The 23,031-nt window shown below is 41.6% G+C and carries 17 protein-coding genes; 6 read left to right on the top strand and 11 right to left on the bottom strand.

Going from position 1 to position 23,031, the window contains the following annotated elements:
• Positions 1-31: 31 nt before the first annotated feature.
• Positions 32-637, bottom strand: coding sequence for a nucleotide exchange factor GrpE (grpE, locus tag AC19MV_RS13095; protein ID WP_432401601.1), 606 nt, complete (start codon positions 635-637; stop codon positions 32-34).
• Positions 638-791: 154 nt separating this feature from the next.
• Between grpE and nadK the strand changes: the two genes are divergently transcribed.
• The 3 genes from nadK to AC19MV_RS13080 all read left to right on the top strand — a co-directional run bounded on the left by nadK (position 792) and on the right by AC19MV_RS13080 (position 6,596).
• Positions 792-1,670 (top strand): NAD(+) kinase, encoded by an 879-nt coding sequence (gene nadK / locus AC19MV_RS13090; RefSeq protein ID WP_432401599.1) that lies wholly within the window; start codon positions 792-794, stop codon positions 1,668-1,670.
• Between the two features lie 331 nt (positions 1,671-2,001).
• Positions 2,002-3,654: an L-lactate permease gene (locus AC19MV_RS13085; RefSeq protein ID WP_498308097.1), complete on the top strand. Its 1,653-nt coding sequence runs from the start codon at positions 2,002-2,004 to the stop codon at positions 3,652-3,654.
• A 137-nt stretch (positions 3,655-3,791) separates the two neighbouring features.
• The gene (locus AC19MV_RS13080; RefSeq protein ID WP_498308095.1) at positions 3,792-6,596 is read left to right on the top strand and encodes an FAD-binding and (Fe-S)-binding domain-containing protein; all 2,805 of its coding nucleotides are present in this window, start codon (positions 3,792-3,794) and stop codon (positions 6,594-6,596) included.
• 347 nt (positions 6,597-6,943) lie between these two features.
• On the opposite strand, the gene AC19MV_RS13075 is transcribed toward AC19MV_RS13080, so the two are convergent.
• From AC19MV_RS13075 to AC19MV_RS13065, 3 genes are all read right to left on the bottom strand, one after another.
• Positions 6,944-8,020 (bottom strand): CobW family GTP-binding protein, encoded by a 1,077-nt coding sequence (locus tag AC19MV_RS13075; RefSeq protein ID WP_498308094.1) that lies wholly within the window; start codon positions 8,018-8,020, stop codon positions 6,944-6,946.
• Positions 8,017-9,291 carry a DEAD/DEAH box helicase gene (locus AC19MV_RS13070; RefSeq protein ID WP_498308092.1) on the bottom strand — a complete coding sequence of 425 codons (1,275 nt, stop codon included), beginning with the start codon at positions 9,289-9,291 and terminating at the stop codon, positions 8,017-8,019. The genes AC19MV_RS13075 and AC19MV_RS13070 overlap by 4 nt, the downstream gene beginning before the upstream one ends.
• Positions 9,292-9,462: 171 nt before the next feature.
• Positions 9,463-12,531, bottom strand: coding sequence for an EAL domain-containing protein (locus tag AC19MV_RS13065; protein ID WP_498308091.1), 3,069 nt, complete (start codon positions 12,529-12,531; stop codon positions 9,463-9,465).
• 414 nt (positions 12,532-12,945) lie between these two features.
• On the opposite strand from AC19MV_RS13065, the gene yiaY reads away from it, so the two are divergent.
• Positions 12,946-14,094, top strand: coding sequence for an L-threonine dehydrogenase (yiaY, locus tag AC19MV_RS13060; protein WP_498298952.1), 1,149 nt, complete (start codon positions 12,946-12,948; stop codon positions 14,092-14,094).
• Positions 14,095-14,321: 227 nt separating this feature from the next.
• A complete protein-coding gene (locus tag AC19MV_RS13055; RefSeq protein ID WP_498298950.1) occupies positions 14,322-14,687 on the top strand; it encodes a cytoplasmic protein in 366 nt (121 codons plus the stop codon).
• A gap of 94 nt (positions 14,688-14,781) precedes the next feature.
• Here the strand turns inward: AC19MV_RS13055 and AC19MV_RS13050 are convergent, their stop codons facing one another.
• The 5 genes from AC19MV_RS13050 to AC19MV_RS13030 form a co-directional block, all read right to left on the bottom strand.
• Positions 14,782-15,150 (bottom strand): acyl-CoA thioesterase, encoded by a 369-nt coding sequence (locus AC19MV_RS13050; RefSeq protein WP_160053957.1) that lies wholly within the window; start codon positions 15,148-15,150, stop codon positions 14,782-14,784.
• Between the two features lie 215 nt (positions 15,151-15,365).
• Positions 15,366-16,385, bottom strand: a complete 1,020-nt coding sequence (ltaE, locus tag AC19MV_RS13045; protein ID WP_498308090.1) for a low-specificity L-threonine aldolase — start codon at positions 16,383-16,385, stop codon at positions 15,366-15,368.
• 47 nt (positions 16,386-16,432) lie between these two features.
• Entirely contained in the window at positions 16,433-17,023 is a 591-nt protein-coding gene (gene tpx / locus AC19MV_RS13040) for a thiol peroxidase (RefSeq protein ID WP_498308088.1), read from the bottom strand.
• Positions 17,024-17,089: 66 nt separating this feature from the next.
• A complete protein-coding gene (locus tag AC19MV_RS13035) occupies positions 17,090-17,932 on the bottom strand; it encodes a mechanosensitive ion channel family protein (RefSeq protein WP_498308087.1) in 843 nt (280 codons plus the stop codon).
• Positions 17,933-17,957: 25 nt separating this feature from the next.
• Complete coding sequence (locus AC19MV_RS13030) at positions 17,958-18,605, bottom strand: OmpA family protein (protein WP_498308085.1); 648 nt, start codon at positions 18,603-18,605, stop codon at positions 17,958-17,960.
• A gap of 547 nt (positions 18,606-19,152) precedes the next feature.
• Here AC19MV_RS13030 and AC19MV_RS13025 point away from each other — a divergent pair.
• The gene (locus AC19MV_RS13025) at positions 19,153-20,622 is read left to right on the top strand and encodes a peptide MFS transporter (RefSeq protein WP_498308083.1); all 1,470 of its coding nucleotides are present in this window, start codon (positions 19,153-19,155) and stop codon (positions 20,620-20,622) included.
• 236 nt (positions 20,623-20,858) lie between these two features.
• Here AC19MV_RS13025 and AC19MV_RS13020 read toward each other — a convergent pair whose 3' ends face one another.
• Both AC19MV_RS13020 and AC19MV_RS13015 read right to left on the bottom strand, forming a co-directional pair.
• Entirely contained in the window at positions 20,859-21,980 is a 1,122-nt protein-coding gene (locus tag AC19MV_RS13020; protein ID WP_498308081.1) for a response regulator, read from the bottom strand.
• A gap of 46 nt (positions 21,981-22,026) precedes the next feature.
• Positions 22,027-22,806 (bottom strand): MlaA family lipoprotein, encoded by a 780-nt coding sequence (locus tag AC19MV_RS13015; protein WP_498308079.1) that lies wholly within the window; start codon positions 22,804-22,806, stop codon positions 22,027-22,029.
• Positions 22,807-23,031 lie beyond the last annotated feature (225 nt).

Genomic DNA, 23,031 nt, shown 5'->3' with positions numbered 1-23,031 from the left:
AGTCCTTTTTTAATCTGTTAATCCGTTGAATTTATGCTTCAACGTCGACGCTATTACCGCCTTGAGAAACCATTACCATGGCTGGGCGTAATAAACGCTCATTGAGTAAATACCCTTTCTGCATCACCATCATTACCGTGTTCGCTGGGAACTCAGCACTTGGTTGCATGCCAATGGCTTGATGGTGCTCAGGGTTAAATGCATCGCCTTGAGGGTTAACTTGGGTTACACCAAACTTCTCAACTGAAGTCAGGAACCCTTTCATGGTTAATTCAACACCTTCATAAATGGCTTTGGTCGACTCATTCTCAGGGTCTGTTCCCTGCAGAGCGCGTTCCATATTATCAATGACAGGCAATAATTCATTAACAAATTTTTCTAAAGCAAATTTACGTGCTTGCTCAACATCTTTGGCTGCACGAGTGCGGATGTTTTGCGTTTCAGCCGCAGCGCGCATTTCAACATCTTTACGCTCGGTTAGTGCCGCTTGGGTTTCAGCTAATTGCTGTTCTAATTCTTCGATGCGAAAATTTGCGTGGGTCAATTCATCCATCAAACTTGCTTCATCAGCCACGACTTCAGGTGTTACCACTTCTTCCACTTGATCTTGCGGTGCGTTGTTCGATTCGTTGCTCATTTTCACTCCAGCTAAAAAATGCAAAATTGGATATGCTAATAATGTGACTATTTACTGATTAATTAACAGCAATTATCACACTTTTAATAAGTTTGAGTATATTATGGGGATCAATTCATATGTTTCAAGTCCTAAAGGCACAACAAACTCGAATATGACTAAATTGTTCAAAACAATCGGCCTCATCGGCAAACCGCATCACGAAGGGACCAATCAAACCTTACGGCGATTGCTTCATTGGCTCAGTGTTCAGGGCTTTAATGTGATTGTTGAAGAACGTGTCTCTGCAGAGTTAGGCCCTGATGTTTGCTCAATGGACTTACTCGAAATGGGTGAACATTGCGACTTAGCCATCGTTGTGGGTGGTGACGGTAATATGTTAGGTGCCGCTAGAGTATTAGCAAGATTTGATGTTGCCGTTATTGGTGTTAACCGCGGTAATCTAGGTTTTTTAACCGACTTGCCACCAGACAACTTTGAAGACGCGTTATCTAAAGTGTTAGACGGCGAGTTTGAAACAGAACATCGCTTTTTACTTGAAGCAGAAGTGCATCGCCACGGTAAGATCATCGCAAGTAATACAGCCGTAAACGAAGCCGTATTGCACCCAGGAAAAATTGCGCACATGATTCAATTTGAAGTCTATATTGATGAGCAATTTATGTACAGCCAACGCGCTGATGGCATGATCGTTTCAACGCCAACAGGCTCCACAGCTTATTCATTATCAGCTGGCGGTTCTATTTTAACCCCTAATTTACAAGCCATTATTTTGGTGCCGATGTTTCCTCATACCTTATCTTGTCGGCCAATTGTGGTTGATGCCTGTAGCAATATTAAGCTCGTCGTATCACCCAATAATGATGAAAACCTCGAAGTCAGTTGTGACGGCCATGTGCATTTAGCCGTTTTACCAGGTGATGAAATCTTTATTCGCCGCTCCAATGAACGCCTCAGACTAATCCACCCGAAAGGCCATAATTACTTCCATGTACTGCGAAATAAATTAGGCTGGGGAAGTAAACTTTTTTAAATTTGAACTAGCTCACATCTTCTCAAACGTTCACGTGAAGCCCTTCACATTCACAACCGCTAATTAACGTTATCTTAAAGCCAATCGTTTTTAACGCTTGGCTTTATTTTTATGATTATTTTCGCTATCAAAAAACGTGATCTAAAACCGACATTCAAAATACTGCTATTGGATGTAGATCCCACTTCGATAAGCAAAGTCTGTTTCTCGTATGTTAAATGATCTCGATCAACACATTTAACACTTAAATAACGTCTATTACGCCTTAGTTAGCGAAAAACTAACAAATAATAACAATTTAATACCCACTATAAGTGATACAGAGGTATACATGACATTTCTACAGTTACTAGCAAGCTTAACGCCTATTATCAGCGTAATGGTATTTTTAGTACTCATGCGCTTACCGGCATCCAAAGCAATGCCGATATCAATGATTGCGACAGGTCTGGCAGCAATCTTTATTTGGCAAATGGACACGATGCTTCTCGCCGCTTCCGTTGTCGAAGGACTCCTTTCTGCATTAACACCGCTTACCATTATTTTTGGCGCGGTGTTTTTGTTAAATACTTTAAAATATTCTGGCGCGATGGACACCATTCGTTCTGGATTCACCAACATTAGTGCTGATGCACGTGTGCAAGTTGTAATTATTTGTTGGTTATTTGGCTCGTTCATTGAAGGCTCTGCAGGTTTTGGTACCCCAGCGGCTATTGGCGCACCATTACTTGTATTACTCGGTGTGCCTCCAATTGCCGCAGCAATGGTCGCCTTAATCGGTGACTCGACTGCAGTATCATTTGGTGCAATTGGTTTACCCGTTTTATTTGGTATGGAACAGGGTCTAACTGAAGGTGGCGTTAACATGGCTGCAGCACAATTTGCTGAACATGGCGGCACGTTTGTGGGTTATGCGCAGTTTATTGCTAAACACATGATCACTATCGATTTGATTACCGGCTCACTGATCCCATTAGTGATGGTGTGTGTATTAACGGGTTTCTTTGGTCGTAATAAGTCAATTAAAGAAGGTTTGCAAATATGGAAATTCGCTATATTTGCCGGCTTTGCATTCACCATCCCTGCATGGTTAATTAACTACTTTGCTGGCCCTGAGTTCCCTTCTGTTATTGGCTCTCTTGTCGGTATGGCATTAGTCATCCCAGTGGCAAGAAAAGGCTGGTTATTACCTTCACAACCTTGGTGTGATTTTAGCGAAAATGATAACAAGTCAGAAGAAGAGCTAGCCATTGACGAAACACCGGTTAAGTTCTCGCAAATTGCAGCTTGGTCTCCTTATATCATTATGGCTGCGCTGTTGGTGCTATCTCGCGTTGTGGGTCCATTTAAGAGTTGGCTAACGAGCTTTAACATCAGCTGGACAGGCTTGTTAGGTACCGAACTAAAAGCGGGATTTGCCACCTTCTATGCGCCTGGTATTTTCTTTGTTGCTGTGTGTTTGTTTGGTTTTGTGTTATTCAAAATGAAACCAAAAGCGATGAAGCAATCATTGACAGTGTCATGTAAATCAATGTTACCTACCATCATTTCATTAGGCGCATCTGTGCCTATGGTAAAAATCTTCCTGAACTCTGGCGAAAACGGAGCAGGCCTAGCGTCAATGCCAGTTGCACTTGCCGATTTACTCGCAAATAGCATGGGTTCTGTCTGGGCTTGGGTATCACCTGTTGTGGGTATTTTCGGTGCATTCCTTTCAGGTTCTGCCACGTTCTCAAACATGATGTTCTCAGGCTTACAATATTCTGTAGCCGATAACATAGGTATGAACCACGCGTTAGCATTGGCACTACAAGGTATTGGCGCAAACGCCGGTAACATGATGTGTGTGATGAACGTGGTTGCCGCCGCTACAGTGGTTGGCATGGCAGGACGTGAGTCTGAAATCATTCGTAAAACGATGCCTATCGCCCTTGGTTATGCGCTTGTTGCAGGCACCATTGCGGTTATTTGGGGCGGTTTTTAATTACTCAAACTCATATCGATAACGAAATACCCAAACAGATTGGAGTAGTAGCCACTGATGTTACTACTCCAACATTCAGGGTATAAGACAGTAGGCATAACAGCCTACACAACATTACAGTGTTAAGAGAGCATGTTATGACTATAAACTATCAAGTGGTAATGGATATTTTAACGTCTCAATTAGGCAGCAAATGTGTTACCAATGATCCGGTTCGTCGCTTTGCTTGGTCTACCGACGCCAGTTATTTCCGTATCGTTCCTGAAATTGTCGTTCACGCAGATAGCATAGAACAAGTTAAAATCACTTTAAACGTAGCAAGATCGCACAATGTACCGGTAACCTTTCGTGCCGCGGGTACCAGTTTATCGGGCCAGGCTATTGGCGAAGGTATTTTACTTATTCTCGGCCACGATGGTTTTAGAACCATTGAAATCAACGAAGATAAGTCATCTATCTCATTAGGCGCTGCGGTTATTGGGTCTGATGCCAACGCGGCATTAAAACCATTTAACAAAAAAATTGGTCCCGATCCAGCGACCCTCGCCTCAGCCCAAGTGGGTGGTATGGTTGCAAACAATGCCTCTGGTATGTGTTGTGGTACGGCGCAAAACAGCTATCAAACTATCAAGTCGGCAAAGCTGATGTTTGCAGATGGCACCGAGCTAGATACTGGGTGTCCAGATTCTAAAGCCGCATTTAGTCAGTCACATTCAGTGCTTTTGGCTGCCTTAACTGATTTATCGCAATTAACCCAAAATAATCCAACATTATCAGCTCGTATCCGTAAGAAATTCTCGATTAAAAACACGACTGGCTACAGCATTAACTCATTAGTCGATTTTAGTGATCCTTTTGACATCATTAATCACCTCATTGTGGGCTCAGAAGGTACGTTGGCATTTGTTAATGAAATCACTTACCACACGGTAGAAGAAGCGCAATTTAAAGCGTCTGCCATGGCAGTGTTTTTCAATATGGAAGATGCAGCAAGTTCAGTTCCGTTGATTAAAGGTGACAGTGTTGCTGCGGCTGAATTATTGGATTGGGCTTCAATTAAATCAGTGACGGGTAAAACAGGTATGCCTGAATGGCTAAGCCAGTTACCCGAAGGCGCTGCTATTTTATTGATTGAGTCACGCGCAAATGATGCTCAAACACTCGATAACTATACCAATGACGTTATCCAAAAAATTGCCCACATTAAAACCGAACGTCCGATTGAGTTCAGTAAAGATCCTGCAGTATTTGGCCAGTATTGGGCAATGCGCTCAGGCTTGTTCCCCATTATCGGTGGCGCACGCCCTAAAGGGACGTCTGTTATTATTGAAGACGTGGCGTTTGAGCTTGAACATTTAGCGAGCGCAGCGGCAGATCTTACCGCGTTATTCCACAAACATGGCTACCCTGAAGGGGTGATTTACGGCCATGCGCTTGCGGGTAACTTCCACTTTATCATTACCCCTACATTTGCTTCGCAAGGCGATATCGATCGTTTCCATGACTTTATGCAAGATGTCGCAGATATGGTCATCAATAAATACGATGGTTCGATGAAAGCGGAACATGGTACTGGACGTGCTGTTGCCCCCTTTGTGGAAATGGAATGGGGTAGCGATGCTTACACCCTCATGAAGCAAATTAAGCAAATTTTTGACCCGAGCGGCTTGCTCAACCCAGGCGTTATTTTAAATAGCGACGCACAAGTCCATGTTAAAAATATTAAGCCATGCCCGGTAGTGGATGACTTTGTCGATAAATGTATTGAATGTGGTTTCTGCGAAAAAACATGCCCAACATCGGCACTTAACTTCTCACCACGTCAGCGCATTGCAGTATTACGTGAGATTGAACGCCTAGAACAATCTGGCGATAAAAAAGCGGCAGCTGAAATGCGTGCCAGTTCAAAATACGATGTTATCGACACCTGTGCGGCTTGTCAGTTATGTACTATTGCCTGCCCAGTCGATAACAGCATGGGCCAGTTAGTGCGTAAATTACGTACTCCGTATATCACCACCACTGAGCAAAAAGTACTCGACTTCCAAGCGAAGCACTTTGGTGCAGTTAACCAGGTGATCAGTACTGGGTTTGATATTCTTGGCATTCTTCATAAAGTGACCGGTGACACCATCACCAACTCACTGATGAATGCGGGTAGAATGATCACCAAAGAAGTGCCTTATTGGAACCCTGACTTCCCTAAAGGCGGTAAAGTGGCTAAGCCATCTGCTCATAAGCCTGGTCAGCAAACGGTATTATACTTCCCTGCGTGTGGCGGTAGAACCTTTGGTCCTACACCAAAAGATCCTGACAATCGCACGCTACCAGAAGTCGTGATTACGTTACTTGAACGTGCCGGTTACAACGTAATTATCCCTGAAAATACTCGCCATTTGTGCTGCGGCCAAATGTGGGAGTCAAAAGGTGATTTTAAAAATGCCGACGCAAAACGTGATGAACTTATTGATGCGCTAAGCAAGTTGTCTGATAACGGTAAAGTACCGGTTGTAGTTGATGCATTGTCTTGTACTTATCGCACGTTAACTGGTAACCCTAAAGTGGCCATTACCGACCTAGTCGAGTTTATGCACGATAATTTACTGCCCAACATGACCATCACCAAAAAATCTAACGTGACCTTACATCAAGGCTGTAGTGCCCGTAAGTTGAAATTAGAACCTAAACAGCAAGCGATTGCTGATGCGTGTGCGAAGCATGTTGTATTACCAGCAGGTATTTCGTGTTGTGGTTATGCGGGTGAAAAAGGGTTGTACAAACCTGAAATCAACGCCAGTGCCTTACGTAATATCAAAAAACTCATTCCAGCGGAAACCAAAGAAGGGTATTACGCAAACAGAATGTGTGAAGTGGGATTAACCCAACATAGCGGTATTTCGTATCGTCACTTAGCATACTTGTTAGAGGAATGTACTCGCTAACCTGCTGAGTGTTGTTAACGCTGATAAAGTAAAATGGGCATTGATAATTTATCAATGCCCATTTTATATTGGATTATTGCTGATTGATTAGGTAATTAATACCATTGCGCATTAATAAGTTTCCACTCAGAATGCATCCAGCGGTTTTTTGATTAAGGCGTCGCTGTGTAGTAATGGTTGTTCCCTTTCAAATAGCGAGAACGCAGAGCAAAAGCCGCTGGGACATTCCTTTCAGGCGAGTTTTAAAAGGGCTTACACTGCGTTGCATGACTTCGAAAGAGAATAACTATTCATTCAGTCATTCGCCTTGTTTAAGCCCTTTTAAATTCTCGCTGAGAGATCACTTACTAACGTGCAATGGTATAACATTCAAATAGTTGTTGTTGAAGTGTGTCACCATCGAGCGGTTTGTCACTAATGATTTCGATGCGAGAATCAAGTGCATCATCTAATTCGTCGAGAGTTAATTTATCATCGACCATGTTGACACCTAAAATACCGTCAAAGGTAATCACAATGGCTTTCAATCTAAGCACGGGTATCGATTTAACAGACTCCACCCACGTCATAAAACGGCTAAAATCAACACATCGCTGGCTGTCTAAAACCCAGCCGTAACTGAAACAGCCTTCACCTTGATTAGTTTTGTAAATATAGCCCTGCTCAGCAAGCTGTTGCTGTAATTTATCGCCACCTTGAGTTGAGGTTGCCATAGGTAATAACCATTGGTCAGCAGTGCGAGAGAGCAAACTTGTAGGCTGGAGCGTTGATTTGATGTTAGCCGCCCGCCCACTTGGCTTATTTAATAAGGTGATGAGCTGTTGTACTTGTGCCTTTTGGCTAACGTCATCATCACGCTTAATAATCGGTGTATCAGCTCTACCTAATCTGGCCATCAATTCGATTAAGTTTTGCTGTTCTTGCTCACTATATTGCTGAGCTTTGTTAGCAATCACTGTATCGGCAATCTGTAATTGTTGGATAAAAATATCATGGCTGTAATAGCGGCTGTCACTGACCTTACGTGCATCGACTAAACACACAGTAGTTTGCACCTTTATCACCTGTTGCAAATGCGGTGCTTGTAATAATTTGACGATTTCTGCTGGGTGCCCAAGTCCGGTAGGTTCAATCAATAACCTATCAGGTTTAGCCTGTTGAATAATCTGGTTTATCGCAACCTGGGTTGGCACTCCAGCGGCGCAGCAAAGACAGCCACCCGGGATTTCTTTAATCACAACGTTTGCCGTTTCAGAACCAGCATTGAGTAAACCGCCATCAATGCCAATCTCGCCAAACTCATTGACTAAAACAGCCCACACTTCATGTTCAGGTTTATTGGCCAGCAACGCTTTAATGAGCGTGGTTTTACCCACACCCAAAAAACCGGTGATAATATTAGTTTTTATTGGCTTAGTGATCATTTTTTAGCTTTAGCTGCATACTTACCTTTTCGCATGGGTTTTGCAGCGCCTTGAGGCGGCTTTCCACGTTTATGCTTAAAGGCTTTCTTTGGTTTTTCAGGGCTGACATCTCGATATCTAGCGGGCAATGGAGCCCCTTCTTCATAGCCATTTGGGATCAGTGCCGGTAACGTTTGGCCAATTAGCTGTTCAATATCATTGAGTAATTCAAGTTCTTGTGGGCTCACTAAAGAAATAGCTTCACCCGCTAACCCAGCACGCCCTGTTCTGCCAACACGGTGAACATAATCTTCACACTCTTCAGGCAACTCAAAGTTAATCACCCGTGGTAAAGCTTGAATATCGAGGCCTCGAGCCGCTAAATCCGTGGCAATTAACACTCGCAATTGTCCTGCTTTAAATTCTTCTAGGGCACGATTACGTGCGCCTTGGCTCTTATCACCATGGAATACCGCTGATTTAATCCCATCTAAAGACAATTCACGAAATAAATGTTCTGCGGTTTCTTTACGGCTGGTAAAGACCATCACTTGTTGCCAATTGTGCTTACCAATAAGCTCTGACAGTAATTCAGCTTTACGACGAACATCCACTTTATACACTTGCTGAGCGACATTAGCTGCTGTCGTGTGGGTTTCAACGTGGACATATTCAGGTTGGTTAAGCATCTTAGCGGCAAGGCTTTTAACATCGTCTGAAAAGGTAGCAGAAAACATCATGGTTTGATGTTGCTTCGCAATTAACCGTTTGACCTTTTCAATGTCTTTTACAAAACCTAAGTCGAGCATACGGTCCGCTTCATCTATCACCAGATGAGTCACAAATGATAAGTCCAATTCATGTTGACCAATGATGTCAAATAAACGCCCAGGAGTTGCTACTAACACATCAACGCCCTGCTCTAGGGTTTTACGTTGTGGATTAATGCTGGCACCGCCGTAAACGGCTAAGCTGGAAAGGTCGCTAAATTGGCTGTATTTAATCAGGTTTTGTTCGATTTGAATCGCAAGTTCACGAGTCGGCGTCATGATAAGCACGCGCAAACGCTGGCCTGGAATAATATCAGCTATAGGCTGTTGTAATAATTGGTGCAAAAGTGGCAACGCAAATGCCGCCGTTTTACCGGTGCCGGTTTCGGCACTGGCCAACACATCTTGCCCATTGAGCGCTAGTGGGATCACCGCTTGTTGGACAGGTGTTGCGGTGTGATAACCAGATTGATCAATCGCATCTAATAGTAATTGCGATAACCCTAGCGAAGTAAATGACATAACAGACTCAGTAAACAATAAAATAGGGCGCTATTGTATACTAATCTATCGCGCATTCACTATTTCAATTGTGCCGATAATGACGCTAATGAAGAACGCTAATAACAAACATTTATCGCTATCGAAAACGCCTTTGACTCGAAAAAATCATCCATCAAAAACCAACAGGTTCTAGCCTATGACGAGTTTATTCAATCTCATTGGCGCAACATATTGCTGCATATATTTTTTTTCAAAATCCTCGCTACACAAGGCATGCGAAAACAAATAGCCTTGACCATAATCGCATCCCGCAAACTCAAGCAAGCTTCGCTGTTGTTCAGTCTCGATGCCTTCGGCAATCACTTTCATGCCTAATTTGTGGGCCATGACGATAATGGCTTCACACAAACTTAAATCATTGCTGTCTGGGGCTAAATTATTCACAAACGACTTATCAATTTTAAGGTAGTCGATATTGAATTTTCGTAAATAGGATAATGAAGAATACCCAGTGCCAAAATCATCTAACGACACTTCCAGCCCCGCCTCACGGTAAGCTAAAAGCTTGGCTTCGACATTTTGCTCTTTTTCTAGCAGCAAGCCTTCGGTAATTTCAATACAAATATTCTTTGCATCGACGTTTTGCTCAGACATTTGCGATAACCAATCATTTACGTCTGTGGTTTCATCTCTAAATTGTATAGGGGATTTATTAATGCTTATCTGAATGTCCACATCAAACTGTTTTTTCCATTGGGCTGATTGGGCAACCGCCTGACTAAACACCCAGTTACCAATCTCGATAATCATCCCAGTCTCTTCTGCAATAGGAATAAACTCAGCTGGCGAAATGAACCCCATTGTAGGATGCTTCCATCGGATCAGTGCTTCTGCTTTAACGATATGCTCACTGGTTAACTCAACAATAGGCTGGTAATACAATTCAAACTGCTGCTGTAATACGGCATTTTTTAGCTCTTGCACTAATTGCATGCGTTTTTGAGCATCATTTTGCATCGCTGGAGTGAAATAATTAAACCGATTTCGGCCATGAGATTTTGCAGAATACATTGCTTGATCAGCATTTTTAAGCAAGGCTTCTGTGGTGTTGGCATCATCAGGGAATAAGGTGATACCAATACTGCCACTTATGTAGGCCGTCTGTAGTCCTAATGTATAGGGCTCAGCCAGACGTTTCAGTATTTGGCTTGCAACGCGCTCTACTCCGTGATTATCATCAAGGTTGGTTAATACGATGGTAAATTCATCCCCACCTAAACGCGCCACCACATCAGACTCTCGGACACAGCTTTTAAGGCGCTCGGCAGTTTCTAACAACAATACATCGCCCATATCGTGGCCTAATGTGTCGTTAATTTCTTTGAAGTAATCTAAGTCTAAAAACATCAAGGCAAAGTGATTATGCTGTCGGTCACTGTGCATGACTTCTTTAGTTAAAAACTCTAATAACATCCTGCGGTTAGGCAAGCCAGTCAGGGCATCATAATTCGCTTGACGCCAAATGAGCTCTTCGGTTTGTTTTTTCTCGGTAATATCTGAAAATAACGCTACAAAACGTGCTGATTTAGTTTTGGTTTGGCTAATTGAGTTTATCGTTAACAGAATAAGGTAGCTTTCACCATTTTTACGCCGCATCCACACCTCACCTTGCCAACGGCCAAGTTGTTTCAGTTGTTTATCTAGCTGATCGTAAAAGCTCTTTGGCTGTAGCTCAGATTGAAACACTCGTAAACTTTGTCCCTTGATGTCATCTTTATTAAACCCGGTAATCAAAGAAAAGGCAGGGTTTGAGTCGACAATGATGCCATCTGAAGTAAATACACTCATCGCTTCACTGGAATTTTGATACACCGACGCGGCAACACTTAACGATGCTTCGACTTGCTTAATATCGGTTATGTCACTCAATGTGCCACACACCCGCAGAGGTCCACCTCTATCATCGATATCAACGACCTTGCCAGTCTGTAAAATCCACCGAGTTTCCCCTAATAGATTAACCAGTTGATACTCTATCCTTTGGCTGATACAGCGGCCTCTGCGTACATCAATGATAGACCGTAAAAAACGGAACTTATCTTGTGGATGAATCGCATCAACCCAAATTTTGGGTGTTTGATTTAACGCTTCCACGGAACAACCCAAAATATCAGCACTATAACGATTAATCTTCATGGCTTGACGGTCAACATCCCAGTCCCAAACACCTAATTCGCTGCTGTCGAGCACTAAATCCAATTGTTCTTTACTGTGTAATAAGGCTTGTTCCGCTTTTTTCTGTTTAGTGATGTCAAGAAAACCCGCAATGACCAAAAAGCCATTATTGTCGACATTACGCCTGCACGTTATGGTGATGTGGGTATAAATAATGGAACCGTCTTTAGCCACAAAACGCTTGTCCATTTCATACTCATTAATATCGCCCTTAACCATCTTGTCGTATAACAGTAAGTCTTTATTTAAATCATCAGGATAAGTTAATTCCACCCAGGTACGCGCTTTTAACTCGCTTTCACTGTAACCAAACATTTGGCACAAATAAGGGTTAACTTTAAGCCAGTACTTAGCCTTTGACGTAATCGAAATACCAATATTGCCGATGTCGAATTGATTTTTAAACAAAAAGTCTTCTTCAAGTTTTACCTGCTGGTCACGTTCACGAAACACTATTTGGGCCAGTAAATGGCCAATCAACATGGTTAATAGCGGGAAAATAATTAATATTGGCAGTGAGATATGCAACAACGTGTCAATGGCTTGATTTAACGGTAACAATAATAACGATGACAACAAAACAACATTGACTACCATACCGAAGGTATAAAAGGCGCGTTTGCTAATTTGATCAAGGTGGTTTTTACGATAATGGCGCCAAATAACACCTATAAAACCACTGCAAAACAACATTAATATACCAATTAAAGCCCCTTCGCCGCCGAGGTTGTATCTATACAGAGCCATGCAAATAGATGCTATGACAGTAGGAATAAAGCCAAAAAATAATCCTGACAGGCACAGTAGTACTGAACGAGTATCGAACACCAATCCATCTTGAAAAGTTAATGGGTTCATCATAATAATCACACCGATGATACCAATCAGCGCGCCCATGCTAAATTGCCATGCAAACAAGTGAGATTTACGTTGGTGGGAAGGAAAAAGCGAGTACAAGTAAACCAACGCTAATAACAGCGCAGCATTTTCGAAAAAAGAAAAAAAGATATTCAGATTGACCATCTACACATTCCCTTAAGCATCCTTAACAAGCTCATTTGCATCCTAGCAGTCTTTAATTAGTGTAGCAGAATCAAACTAATGACATGATTCTTTTGTTCTTTATACCGTATGAATCGTTATAAATAAATCAAATATACATTTATTATCTAAAACCTGACGGATAATTCAACGCATTGACGCGATTGACACCGCGGCCATCATATCTACCCAAAGTGATAGTCTGCAATTTCATCTCATAAAAGACAAACCGCCCCGAAGTCACAGTTTGCCATCAAAACACTGTCTATGTAGTAAAAGCACCGACATTTAGTGCGTTACCGATCGTTATTTAGAGGTGAATCACACAATGATCATCGTCATGTTGGTATTTTTACTACAGAGAAAATTTAAAATTAAAATACAGGGGTTCTACTTATGGCGACTAAATTCTATATTCCAAGCGTAAACATTCTTGGCCAAGGCAGTGTTGATGAAGCAGTGAATGACATTAAAGCACTCGGCTTTACTAAAGCATTAATTGTAACCGATAAACCACTCGTGAGTATTGGCCTAGTGGCGAAAGTTCAAGACAAACTTAATACTCAAGGTATTGAAGTCGTGATCTTCGACGGCGTACAACCTAACCCTACGACAGGTAATGTTGCTGCGGGTCTTGCATTACTGACCAGCAATCAATGTGACTTTATCATCTCATTAGGTGGCGGTTCACCGCATGATTGCGCCAAAGGCATCGCGCTTGTGGCGACCAATGGCGGCCATATTAAAGATTACGAAGGTGTAGATGTATCTAAAAAACCACAAATGCCACTTGTTGCTATTAACACCACAGCCGGTACTGCAAGTGAAATGACCCGTTTTTGTATTATTACCGACGAAGCAAGGCACATTAAAATGGCCATCGTTGATAAAAATACCACGCCGATTTTATCAGTAAACGATCCTGAACTTATGCTTGAAAAACCTGCCGCATTAACAGCAGCAACGGGAATGGATGCACTGACTCACGCCATTGAAGCTTATGTGTCTATCGCCGCAAACCCAATAACAGATGCCTGTGCAATTAAAGCTATCGAACTCATTAAAGCAAACTTAGTCAATGCAGTTAAAAAAGGCGATGACATAAATGCCAGAGAGCAAATGGCCTATGCGCAATTCCTAGCGGGTATGGCATTCAATAATGCCAGCTTAGGTTATGTACATGCTATGGCGCATCAACTGGGTGGATTTTATGATTTACCACACGGAGTCTGTAACGCGCTCTTGTTACCACATGTCCAAGCATACAATGCTAAAGTGGTCCCACAACGTTTAAGTGATGTTGCGAAAGCGATGGGAGTTGATGTCAGCTCGCTCACTGCAGAGCAAGGCGCCAGTGCAGCAATTGAAGCCATCAAAACATTATCTGTAGCCGTTAATATTCCAGCAAATTTAACCGAACTAGGGGTTAAAGCAGAAGACATTCCAACGCTTGCAGATAACGCCTTAAAAGATGCTTGTGGGTTTACTAACCCTAAACAAGCGACGCATGAGGAAATCTGTCAGATTTTTACTAACGCACTATAGAAACATAAATTAACACTCAATAATAGCGCTATCAGGCATCTGATAGCGCTATTTTTTTAATCGTAAAAAACACAACCATTTAAATTAAATATTCAACGATGACAATAGGTTATTCATAATTTAGTAAAAAGTGATGCATAGATCTAACTTCTCGAAATAAGCGTTGACCAAAACAAAAAATAAGGACTATGATGAACTCACTTAGATAGCGAATAGGTAGGTAAATAATGACAGCAATCACTCATGTATATAATTACACCGTTCGATGCCCGCACTATAAAGAAAATGAACAACCTGCAACATGGCTCAACCATATCGAAGTTAATCAATCTTGTGAAATCGCGTTAGATCGCATTACCAAGTGGCATAACCTTTCAGGTACAAAATCTTTTGAACTCAATGATTTCGTGGTAAGAAAAGCAGATAACGAAGAAGCTTATTTTGCCATGCAAAGTAGTCGTTTAAAGCACGATGGCCATGCATTAGTCACCTTTAAAATATATTTAGATAACTGCTGCCAAGAAGCATCACCAAATACGATCATGGAGCACTTAATCGAAGATTATCAGCACCGTATTGCTAAAGTTGAATAAGCACTGCAGTCTAATTCAATGACACTTTTTACATTGATATAACGAACTCTTAGGAGCAAATAATCCCTTTATTTGCTCCTTTTATTTGGCTAACTTAAGCCGCATTTGCACGCATACCGTGTGGAATAGGCAATCCATTTTCATTGATGTTAACAAAAACCATTTTATCAATAAACGCGATGGGGGCATGATTCACTTTATTACGAATTTTACAACGCACTGTCACCGAGCTTTGTCCAAGGCTAACGAGTTCAAAACCAAATTCAATAATGTCGCCCACATAAGCTGGCGCCATAAAGTTAATTTCGGAAATGACTTTCGCAATATGAAATTGGCTGCGCATTTGGCAACTGGCAAAAATAGTCGCCTCTTCATTCACCCAACTTAATAGCTGTCCACAGCACAAACTTTGACTACTGTTAAGGTTAATTGGCATAACCATATGACGTGTAAAATATTTCATAATGACCTCGCGTGTTAATCCATTCATTTTATGCCTTCAGGCATATACCTCTTAATGAGTAGCAACGTTTAGGCCAATTATTTAATTGTTATTATTCAAAGAGATATTTTTAGATGGTATGGTGCGATATTGAAAATGCTCGAATTAAAGGCAATTACGCACCAAAAAAATACAAAGACCGCATAGCGGCCTTGGTATTTAACCAGTGGCTTATGTTACTTAACAAGGAGAATGGCTTGCTTGAGCTCATGAACAAATGTGTTGATGTCGTGGTGGCTAATATCATTATGCGTCACTAAGCGTAATTGCTGACTACCGCTTATTAATATCCCTTTACGACTTAACGTATGCGCTAAGACACTGGGATTAATATGTTCAGCGAGCTTGGCAAACACCATATTGGTTTGAACGCTTTCAACATCCACATTCAGTTCGGCTATGTCTGCCAATAATATTGCTAAGGTTTTGGCATTGTGATGATCTTCTGCCAAACGCTCTACTTGGTCAGTAATGGCTAACTTAGCCGCTGCGGCAATGATCCCAGCTTGCCTCATTCCACCACCGAGCATTTTGCGCCAGCGCGTCGCTTTTGCGATTAACCGCTCGTCACCTAACAAAATCGAGCCGATAGGCGCACATAAGCCTTTAGACAAGCATATAGACACCGAGTCAAAGTACTGAGTAATATCAGCAATCGCAAGCCCTTGAGCCACAGCAGCATTAGCTACACGGGCACCATCGAGGTGTATTTTAAGGCCACGATTAAATGCCAGCGTTTGCGCTTGTGCTAAGTAATCTTGGTTAAGTACCTTGCCACCGATAGTGTTTTCTAAACTCAATAATCGAGTACGAGCAAAATGGATATCATCGGGTTTAATTGCGGCCTCAATGTCACTCAATAAAATACTGCCATCGGCTTGATTATTGAGTGGTTGAGGTTGAATACTGCCCAGCACTGCCGCGCCACCACCTTCAAATTTATAATTATGTGCTTGCTGGCCACACAAATATTCATCACCACGCTCACAATGAGCCATGAGTGCCAACAAATTAGCCTGGGTGCCTGAACTGACAAATAATGCACCGTCAAAACCAAACATTTCAGCGGCCATATCTTGCAAGCTATTGACCGTGGGGTCATCACCATAAACATCATCACCCACTTCAGCCTGCGCCATCGCAGCACGCATAGCTTGGGTGGGTTTAGTGACGGTATCACTTCGAAAATCAATCATGAGTTACTCTATTTTAGCAAAGGTATATGGTTGAACATTCAAATAGACTATTTGGCCGCGGCTATCTCGGTAAGTGCCGTTAATGCAGCATCATAATCTGGGTGTTCACTCACTTCACTCACCAACTCGTGATATTTTAAAATGCCTTTCGCATCAATAATAAAAATAGAACGTGCAAGCAAACCACGGTCTTTAATTAACAAACCATATTTTTCGCCAAAGTCACGCCATACCGAATCAGACAAGACTTTAATCTTGTCTACATTTTCTGTTTGGCAAAAACGCTTTTGAGCAAATGGTAAGTCTTCGCTTACCGTTAACATCACAACATCGGCGCTAAAATTGGCAAACTCTTTATTAAAACGCTTGGTTTGTAATGCACAAACTCCGGTATCTAGACTGGGTACGGCACTGATGAGTACCGTTTTACCTTTAAAGTCACTTAAGCTAACTGGATTAAACTTCTCGTCGACCACTTTAAACAGTGGCGCTGGAGCTCCTATGTTAGGTATTTGACCTTCAAGTGCGACGGGATGCCCACCCATTGTAATCATGGTCTTTTCGCCCGCAATGGTAAAACTACTTACAATAGACGCTGATACTAAGGTCATTACTGCAAGGGTCGTGATTAATTTCATACAAACTCCTGGTATAAAAAAACCAGCAAATGCTGGTTTTTATTTATAAACATACGTTGCCGTAATTTATTTTGCTGGAACTTCTTTCACATGTAAATCCATTTGTGGGAATGGAATTTCAATTTCAGCAGCATCTAATGCATTCTTGATTTGCTCAAGTAACTCAAAACGAGTTGGCCAATAGTCACCAGTACTAACCCAAGGACGAACCACGAAGTTAATTGATGAATCAGCAAGTTCAGCTAAACCAATTGTGTATCCAGGATCTTTTAATACTGATTGGTTGTTATCAAGCACGTCAGCGATGACTTTCTTGGTTGTTGCGATATCAGCAGTGTAAGACACACCAATGGTTAAATCGATACGACGCTTTTCTAATGCAGAATAGTTCGTGATTGTACCGTTCATAATAGCTGAGTTAGGTGCAATAATGATTTTGTTGTCGCCAGTACGAAGACGAGTAGAGAAAATAGTAATCTCATCTACAACACCTGCAACACCTGCAGCTTCAATAAAATCACCTACACGACATGGACGGAACAATACCATCAACACGCCTGAAGCAAAGTTTGATAAAGAACCTTGAAGCGCTAAACCTACCGCTAAACCTGCAGCACCGATAACAGCAACAAGAGAGGCTGTTTGAACGCCAACTTGGCCCAGAGTGGCAATAATAGTGAATACAAACACTAGTGCCCAGGCTAGATTTCCAACAAATGATACAACTGTTGCATCTACTTTACGGCTATTGAGTACCTTCACGGTTACACGCTTTGCAACACCAGCTAAGTATTTACCGATAATAAAGATAACAATTGCTGCTAAAGCTTTAAGACCATAAGTCATAAAAAACTCTGGTGCTTGCTCTATCAGACCATCTAAACCTTCTAAACCTTCTAGGTTTTCCATTTTTTTCTCCCTTAAATTAGCAGAACTATTCTGCCGAAATGATGAACTCTACACGCCGGTTACGCTGTCGCCCTTCGATTGTGGCATTATCCGCCGCCGGCTTTTTGTTACTCATACCCACAACATCAATTGATGTAGGTTGAAATTGGTATTCATTGATCAATAAATCTTTAATCGCGGCTGCACGCTTAAGTGATAACGCCATATTAATGGCTTCGCCACCAATAATATCGGTGTGCCCTTCTAAACGAACACTCACTTGAGGATGTTGCTCAATATATTGTTGAACTCTAACCAGTGTTGGCCGTTGAGTTAGCAAAACATCTGCTTTATCAAAATCAAAATATACTGGCTGAAGAATTGAACCAAAACAATCTGCAGCAACATTAACATCGGGTTGTTGCCTACATTGCTCTGCAATTAATGCGGCGTTATTGGTAATAGTTGCACCAATTTCGCCTTCATCAAACTCATCGTCATCGTCGCCGTCTTCATCAACAATCAAGATTTCAGTATCGACACAGCCATTGGCCATGACCACGGTATTAACCGGTGTATCTTTACAGGCATCTTTCTTATCAGGGACACCATCAAAATCGGTATCGACCCAAGCAAATGCGCTGTGAATAAAAAAGCTGATAATGATCAATGTCAAAGTGCGAACGATAGTCATAAGAACCCCTTCGACATAGTATCGAGATGCGTTAAGAAATCACATTTTAACTGTTTCTCAACAAAATTAAAAGACAATACTTAATAATCAATACCTTGCAAAATAGCTTTCACAAAACTGTCGTCAAAGTATGTTAGGTTCATCGGCCGCAAGTTAAAAAACATAACCGCTTCGCCGTTCACTTTACACCCGACATTTTACAACTTACTAACAAACAAGCGTTTTATTTTTGCGCACTGACATAATTTCTAACAGGGTGACCTCCCTTGTTCCCCGCATTAACATTGACTTTATTGCCTCTAAAAGGGTATATAAGGTTAGCTTTTTGGTGTTTGGTCAGCTTTTAGCATCAAAATGACATAATTTCTTATAAAAATTAACCAATAAAGTCGCTCAGTAATGAAATCGCCTCAATTTCTTTCTGTTAACATTTCTTGATGTTAACAAGAGTCAATTGAAGTTTTATTGCTAGACGATAAATGCAAACAAATAATTTCTGTGTCGACATTTTCGCACAGGCAATCACAAGCTTAAGGTGGAAGACTTAATGAGTGACGCAAAACCACAAGGAACGATGTTTGGACACCCAAAAGGGCTGTTCTTACTGTTTACAACGGAGTTATGGGAACGCTTTAGCTACTACGCTATGCGCGCAATCCTAGTACTTTATTTAGTGGATAAAGTACAAACAGAAGGCGGTCACGGGCTTGGCTGGAGTCAAGCTGATGCAATTTCACTATATGGTACATTTACCGGTCTAGTGTATTTAACCCCACTGATTGGTGGTTGGTTAGCAGATGCTCATTTAGGTCAACGTAAAGCCATTTATATTGGCGGTTTCTTAATGGCTGCAGGCCAATTTTTATTAGGTACTCCACATGCATGGGTACCTGGTATGGAAATCGAAATGTTTTATTTAGGCTTAGGTACCTTGATCTTAGGTAACGGCCTTTTCAAGCCAAATATCTCAACCATGGTTGGTGACTTATACGAAGAAGGTGATCATCGTCGTGACGGTGCTTTTACCATTTTCTACATGGGTATCAACGTAGGTGCTTTCTTATCAGGTATCATTGTAGGGTCAGTCGTTGCTGCATACGATGGTAACTTCCAAGCAGGCTTCATTTGTGCTGGTATTGGTATGATTGCATCGCTAATCATTCAATTTTTCTTTGCACAAAAATTATTAGGCGATATAGGTACGGTACCGGCCGCTAAAGTAGAACAAAGAAAGAACGAAGCCAAAGGCGAAGTTCGTAAAGAACCATTAACTAAAATTGAACGCGATCGTATTAAAGTCATCATGGTGATGGGTTTGTTTACTATCGTTTTCTGGGCAGGCTTTGAGCAAGCCGGTGGTTTGATGAATTTGTTCACTAACGATTTTACTGACCGTATGATTGGTTCTTGGGAAGTGCCTACAACTTGGTTCCAATCACTCAACGCAATGTTTATTGTTTTATTTGCTCCAGTGATTGCCTCTATTTGGATCAAACTCGGCAAAAATGAACCCAACTCACCGGTAAAATTTGCTTTAGGCTTATTTTTCTTGGCGGTTGGTTTCTTATTCATGATTGGTGCAGTATTAGAAATGGGCGGTGACGCTTCAGTTAAATCAAGCATGTGGTGGTTAGTTGGAGCTTACTTCTTCCACACCATGGGTGAACTATGTTTATCACCAATTGGTTTATCGATGGTCACTAAGCTTGCTCCACTGCGTATTGCTTCATTAATGATGGGAGCATGGTTCTTATTTATTGCTGCGGCAAACAAAATTGGTGGCTTAGTAGGGTCTTTAATCGGTCATGGTGGTACTGTTGAAGACCAATTAGCTAACGCTATGGCCATTTTTGCGGGTATCGCGATTACGTCTGTACTCTCAGGGATTATCCTATATCTAATGGCTGACAAACTGGTTGACTGGATGCATGGCGCTGAAGGTAAACATGATTCTGAAGAGCAAGTATTAGAAGAAGAAATTGCTGTTACTGCTGAGCATGAAGCAATTAAGCGTTAATCCAGTAAATGATTAATTTGATGAATTAGTTTTGATTCATCGCAAATAAAAATCCCCTTTAAGATTTCTTGAAGGGGATTTTTTTATTTAACTTCAACTCGATTCAATATGTGGACTATAGAGCGTAAAATAACAAGATTAGGCTTACGCCATATCAAACTTGTCATTGTTTGCTAGCAAAGGACTGTTTGATAACCCTTTATAACTCGAGCTGAGGCTATTAAGTTATTCCCTACCTAGTGACAAGACAACTGCATAAAACCACCAGCTTGCAGCTCAGACTGATAAGTTAAGCCGGTAAAACGGTTATCAAGTAACTGTTGTTGATGTTGCAGATGAGAAGTACCGATACACAGCCTCTCATGTATTAATAAAGTTCGCCTTTGTATGCCCACTGGATGCCAATTGACATCACCTAACTGAGGCGCACTGGGTAAGACTAATGGCATTAAGTGATTATCATGGCGTAAATAACATCGTAAGCCATTACCCGCTTGACCTACTGACACCAGGTACTGCTGTAAATCAACACACACATAAATAATATCTGCCAAAATATGTAAACCTGAGTTCACCATGCGTTTATTTAAATATGAGAGCATATTTGCAGGTTCAATTAAGGTTGTACTTAGGCCATTTCTAAACAATTTCAGTTTTTGGTTAACGAAACTGCGCAGTAATACACAGCCAAAAGCTGCGCTGTTATCTTCTGGATGAAAATGTGCCATGTACATGACTAAGTGATGCTCTCCGACCATGGTAGAGTCGATAAAGTAAGCACTGACATCATTATTTTTAAATAGACTGTAATCGATGAATGCATGAGGATAATCCACATGAGAAGCGGGAAATAACTGTTGCTGAACACTTTTAGCAGCTTGCGCATTTTGCTCAAGCAACTGTAAATTATCGGTTAACTCTTGGTAAGACAGCTCATTCATTTCATGTAAATGTGACTGTCCGGCGGCATTCATTGGCGTTACCGCAGTGAGCATTGCCTGAATAATAGCGTGTTCAATGATAAATAAATCAGCAATCGGTTTAGTGAGGTAATCACTTGCCCCCACGCGTAAAGCTTCAACCACATCAGACATAATGTCATTACCTGATATGACAATGAATGGAACCGCAGGATTCATGATTTGCATTTGTTTAAGCATAGGCAGCCCGCCCAAACTAGGCAGGCCGAGATCGGCAATCACAATATCAAATATCGTTTGGGAAAAGGCCGTTACGCCCTCAAGGCCGTCACATGCTTGGTGTACCCGAGCCCCCTGCCCTTGCAGAAAATCAGCAACGACTTGACGAAATATCGGATCATCCTCAACAAAGAGGATATCGACATCAGTTAACGCCATACTACAACCCCGCAGATGTTACTGCCGGGGTTGTTACACACCCCGACTATTCTAGTTCATCTAGAAATTCATCAAGTAACTCGTCGTCTTCTTGATTTGACGGCATATCGCCATCGTAAACTTTGTAATCCATATGCTGTAAATAAGCATCTTTAGCAAAAGCATAAGGATCAAGAGCATTATCGAGTAACCTTTCTTGATCAATCGCTTCTGCTCGAGAATGAAGTCCTTTAAGACCCCATTTGAGCACTGACTGCCAGAAGGTCAGTTCTGATAAAGGAAAGTATAGACTATCAACCCAATCTGATGCGATTTCTCTTGTCACAAAAGGACCATAAAAAGGTGCCATAAAATATGGACCATTGGGTACGCCGTAATAGCCCAAGACTTCGTTAAAGTCATCTTGTTTACGAGGCATGCCCATCATGTCAGCAACATCGATTACCCCAAGTAGGCCGATAGTGGTGTTGACGGTAAAGCGTCCACCTGCATTGGCCGCCCAGCCCCATTTACCTTGTAGGGTATTGTTGACCAGCGAACTGGGTTCTTCGAGGTTATAGACAAAGTTAATCACTCCGGTTCTTATCGGGTTTGGCACATAGTTTTTATAACCATGCGCGACCGGCCTAGCGATATATTTATCCAGGAATAAATAGTTAAAGTCCCACATTGTGCGGTTAATTTCTTCAAACGGATCGCGAGGATCGTTGTAAGTAATTTCAATCGCAGGTTGTGGTGTAGTGGCAACTTGAGGTGCTTCACTCTCGGCATACACTGGTACACTAAAAGCAACAATCACCTGAAGTAATATCCATTTATACTTCATAAAAACTCTCATTAAATGACAAAAGGGGGTACTCAACAAACTGCTATTTTTGTCTTTTTATTAAAGCAATTTTTGTTCAAGTCGATATAATTTAACGGGCTGCAGCAAGGCTTTGCCTTGATATTGTATTTCTGCAGCACATTAAGCTTGTTCCTGTTACCAGCAATCATCAACAAAATAGAGATTTTGATGCAATGAATTGCCCCAATATGGGTAACAAGAGCG

The organism is Shewanella sp. MF05913 (genome assembly GCF_059758095.1).
This window is presented reverse-complemented; position numbering and strand designations above follow the sequence as displayed.

Coding starts and splice junctions, on each gene's coding strand:
- grpE (WP_432401601.1), bottom strand. CDS start 637: ATGAGCAACGAATCGAACAACGCACCGCAAGATCAAGTGGAAGAAGTG.
- nadK (WP_432401599.1), top strand. CDS start 792: ATGACTAAATTGTTCAAAACAATCGGCCTCATCGGCAAACCGCATCAC.
- AC19MV_RS13085 (WP_498308097.1), top strand. CDS start 2,002: ATGACATTTCTACAGTTACTAGCAAGCTTAACGCCTATTATCAGCGTA.
- AC19MV_RS13080 (WP_498308095.1), top strand. CDS start 3,792: ATGACTATAAACTATCAAGTGGTAATGGATATTTTAACGTCTCAATTA.
- AC19MV_RS13075 (WP_498308094.1), bottom strand. CDS start 8,020: ATGATCACTAAGCCAATAAAAACTAATATTATCACCGGTTTTTTGGGT.
- AC19MV_RS13070 (WP_498308092.1), bottom strand. CDS start 9,291: ATGTCATTTACTTCGCTAGGGTTATCGCAATTACTATTAGATGCGATT.
- AC19MV_RS13065 (WP_498308091.1), bottom strand. CDS start 12,531: ATGGTCAATCTGAATATCTTTTTTTCTTTTTTCGAAAATGCTGCGCTG.
- yiaY (WP_498298952.1), top strand. CDS start 12,946: ATGGCGACTAAATTCTATATTCCAAGCGTAAACATTCTTGGCCAAGGC.
- AC19MV_RS13055 (WP_498298950.1), top strand. CDS start 14,322: ATGACAGCAATCACTCATGTATATAATTACACCGTTCGATGCCCGCAC.
- AC19MV_RS13050 (WP_160053957.1), bottom strand. CDS start 15,150: ATGAAATATTTTACACGTCATATGGTTATGCCAATTAACCTTAACAGT.
- ltaE (WP_498308090.1), bottom strand. CDS start 16,385: ATGATTGATTTTCGAAGTGATACCGTCACTAAACCCACCCAAGCTATG.
- tpx (WP_498308088.1), bottom strand. CDS start 17,023: ATGAAATTAATCACGACCCTTGCAGTAATGACCTTAGTATCAGCGTCT.
- AC19MV_RS13035 (WP_498308087.1), bottom strand. CDS start 17,932: ATGGAAAACCTAGAAGGTTTAGAAGGTTTAGATGGTCTGATAGAGCAA.
- AC19MV_RS13030 (WP_498308085.1), bottom strand. CDS start 18,605: ATGACTATCGTTCGCACTTTGACATTGATCATTATCAGCTTTTTTATT.
- AC19MV_RS13025 (WP_498308083.1), top strand. CDS start 19,153: ATGAGTGACGCAAAACCACAAGGAACGATGTTTGGACACCCAAAAGGG.
- AC19MV_RS13020 (WP_498308081.1), bottom strand. CDS start 21,980: ATGGCGTTAACTGATGTCGATATCCTCTTTGTTGAGGATGATCCGATA.
- AC19MV_RS13015 (WP_498308079.1), bottom strand. CDS start 22,806: ATGAAGTATAAATGGATATTACTTCAGGTGATTGTTGCTTTTAGTGTA.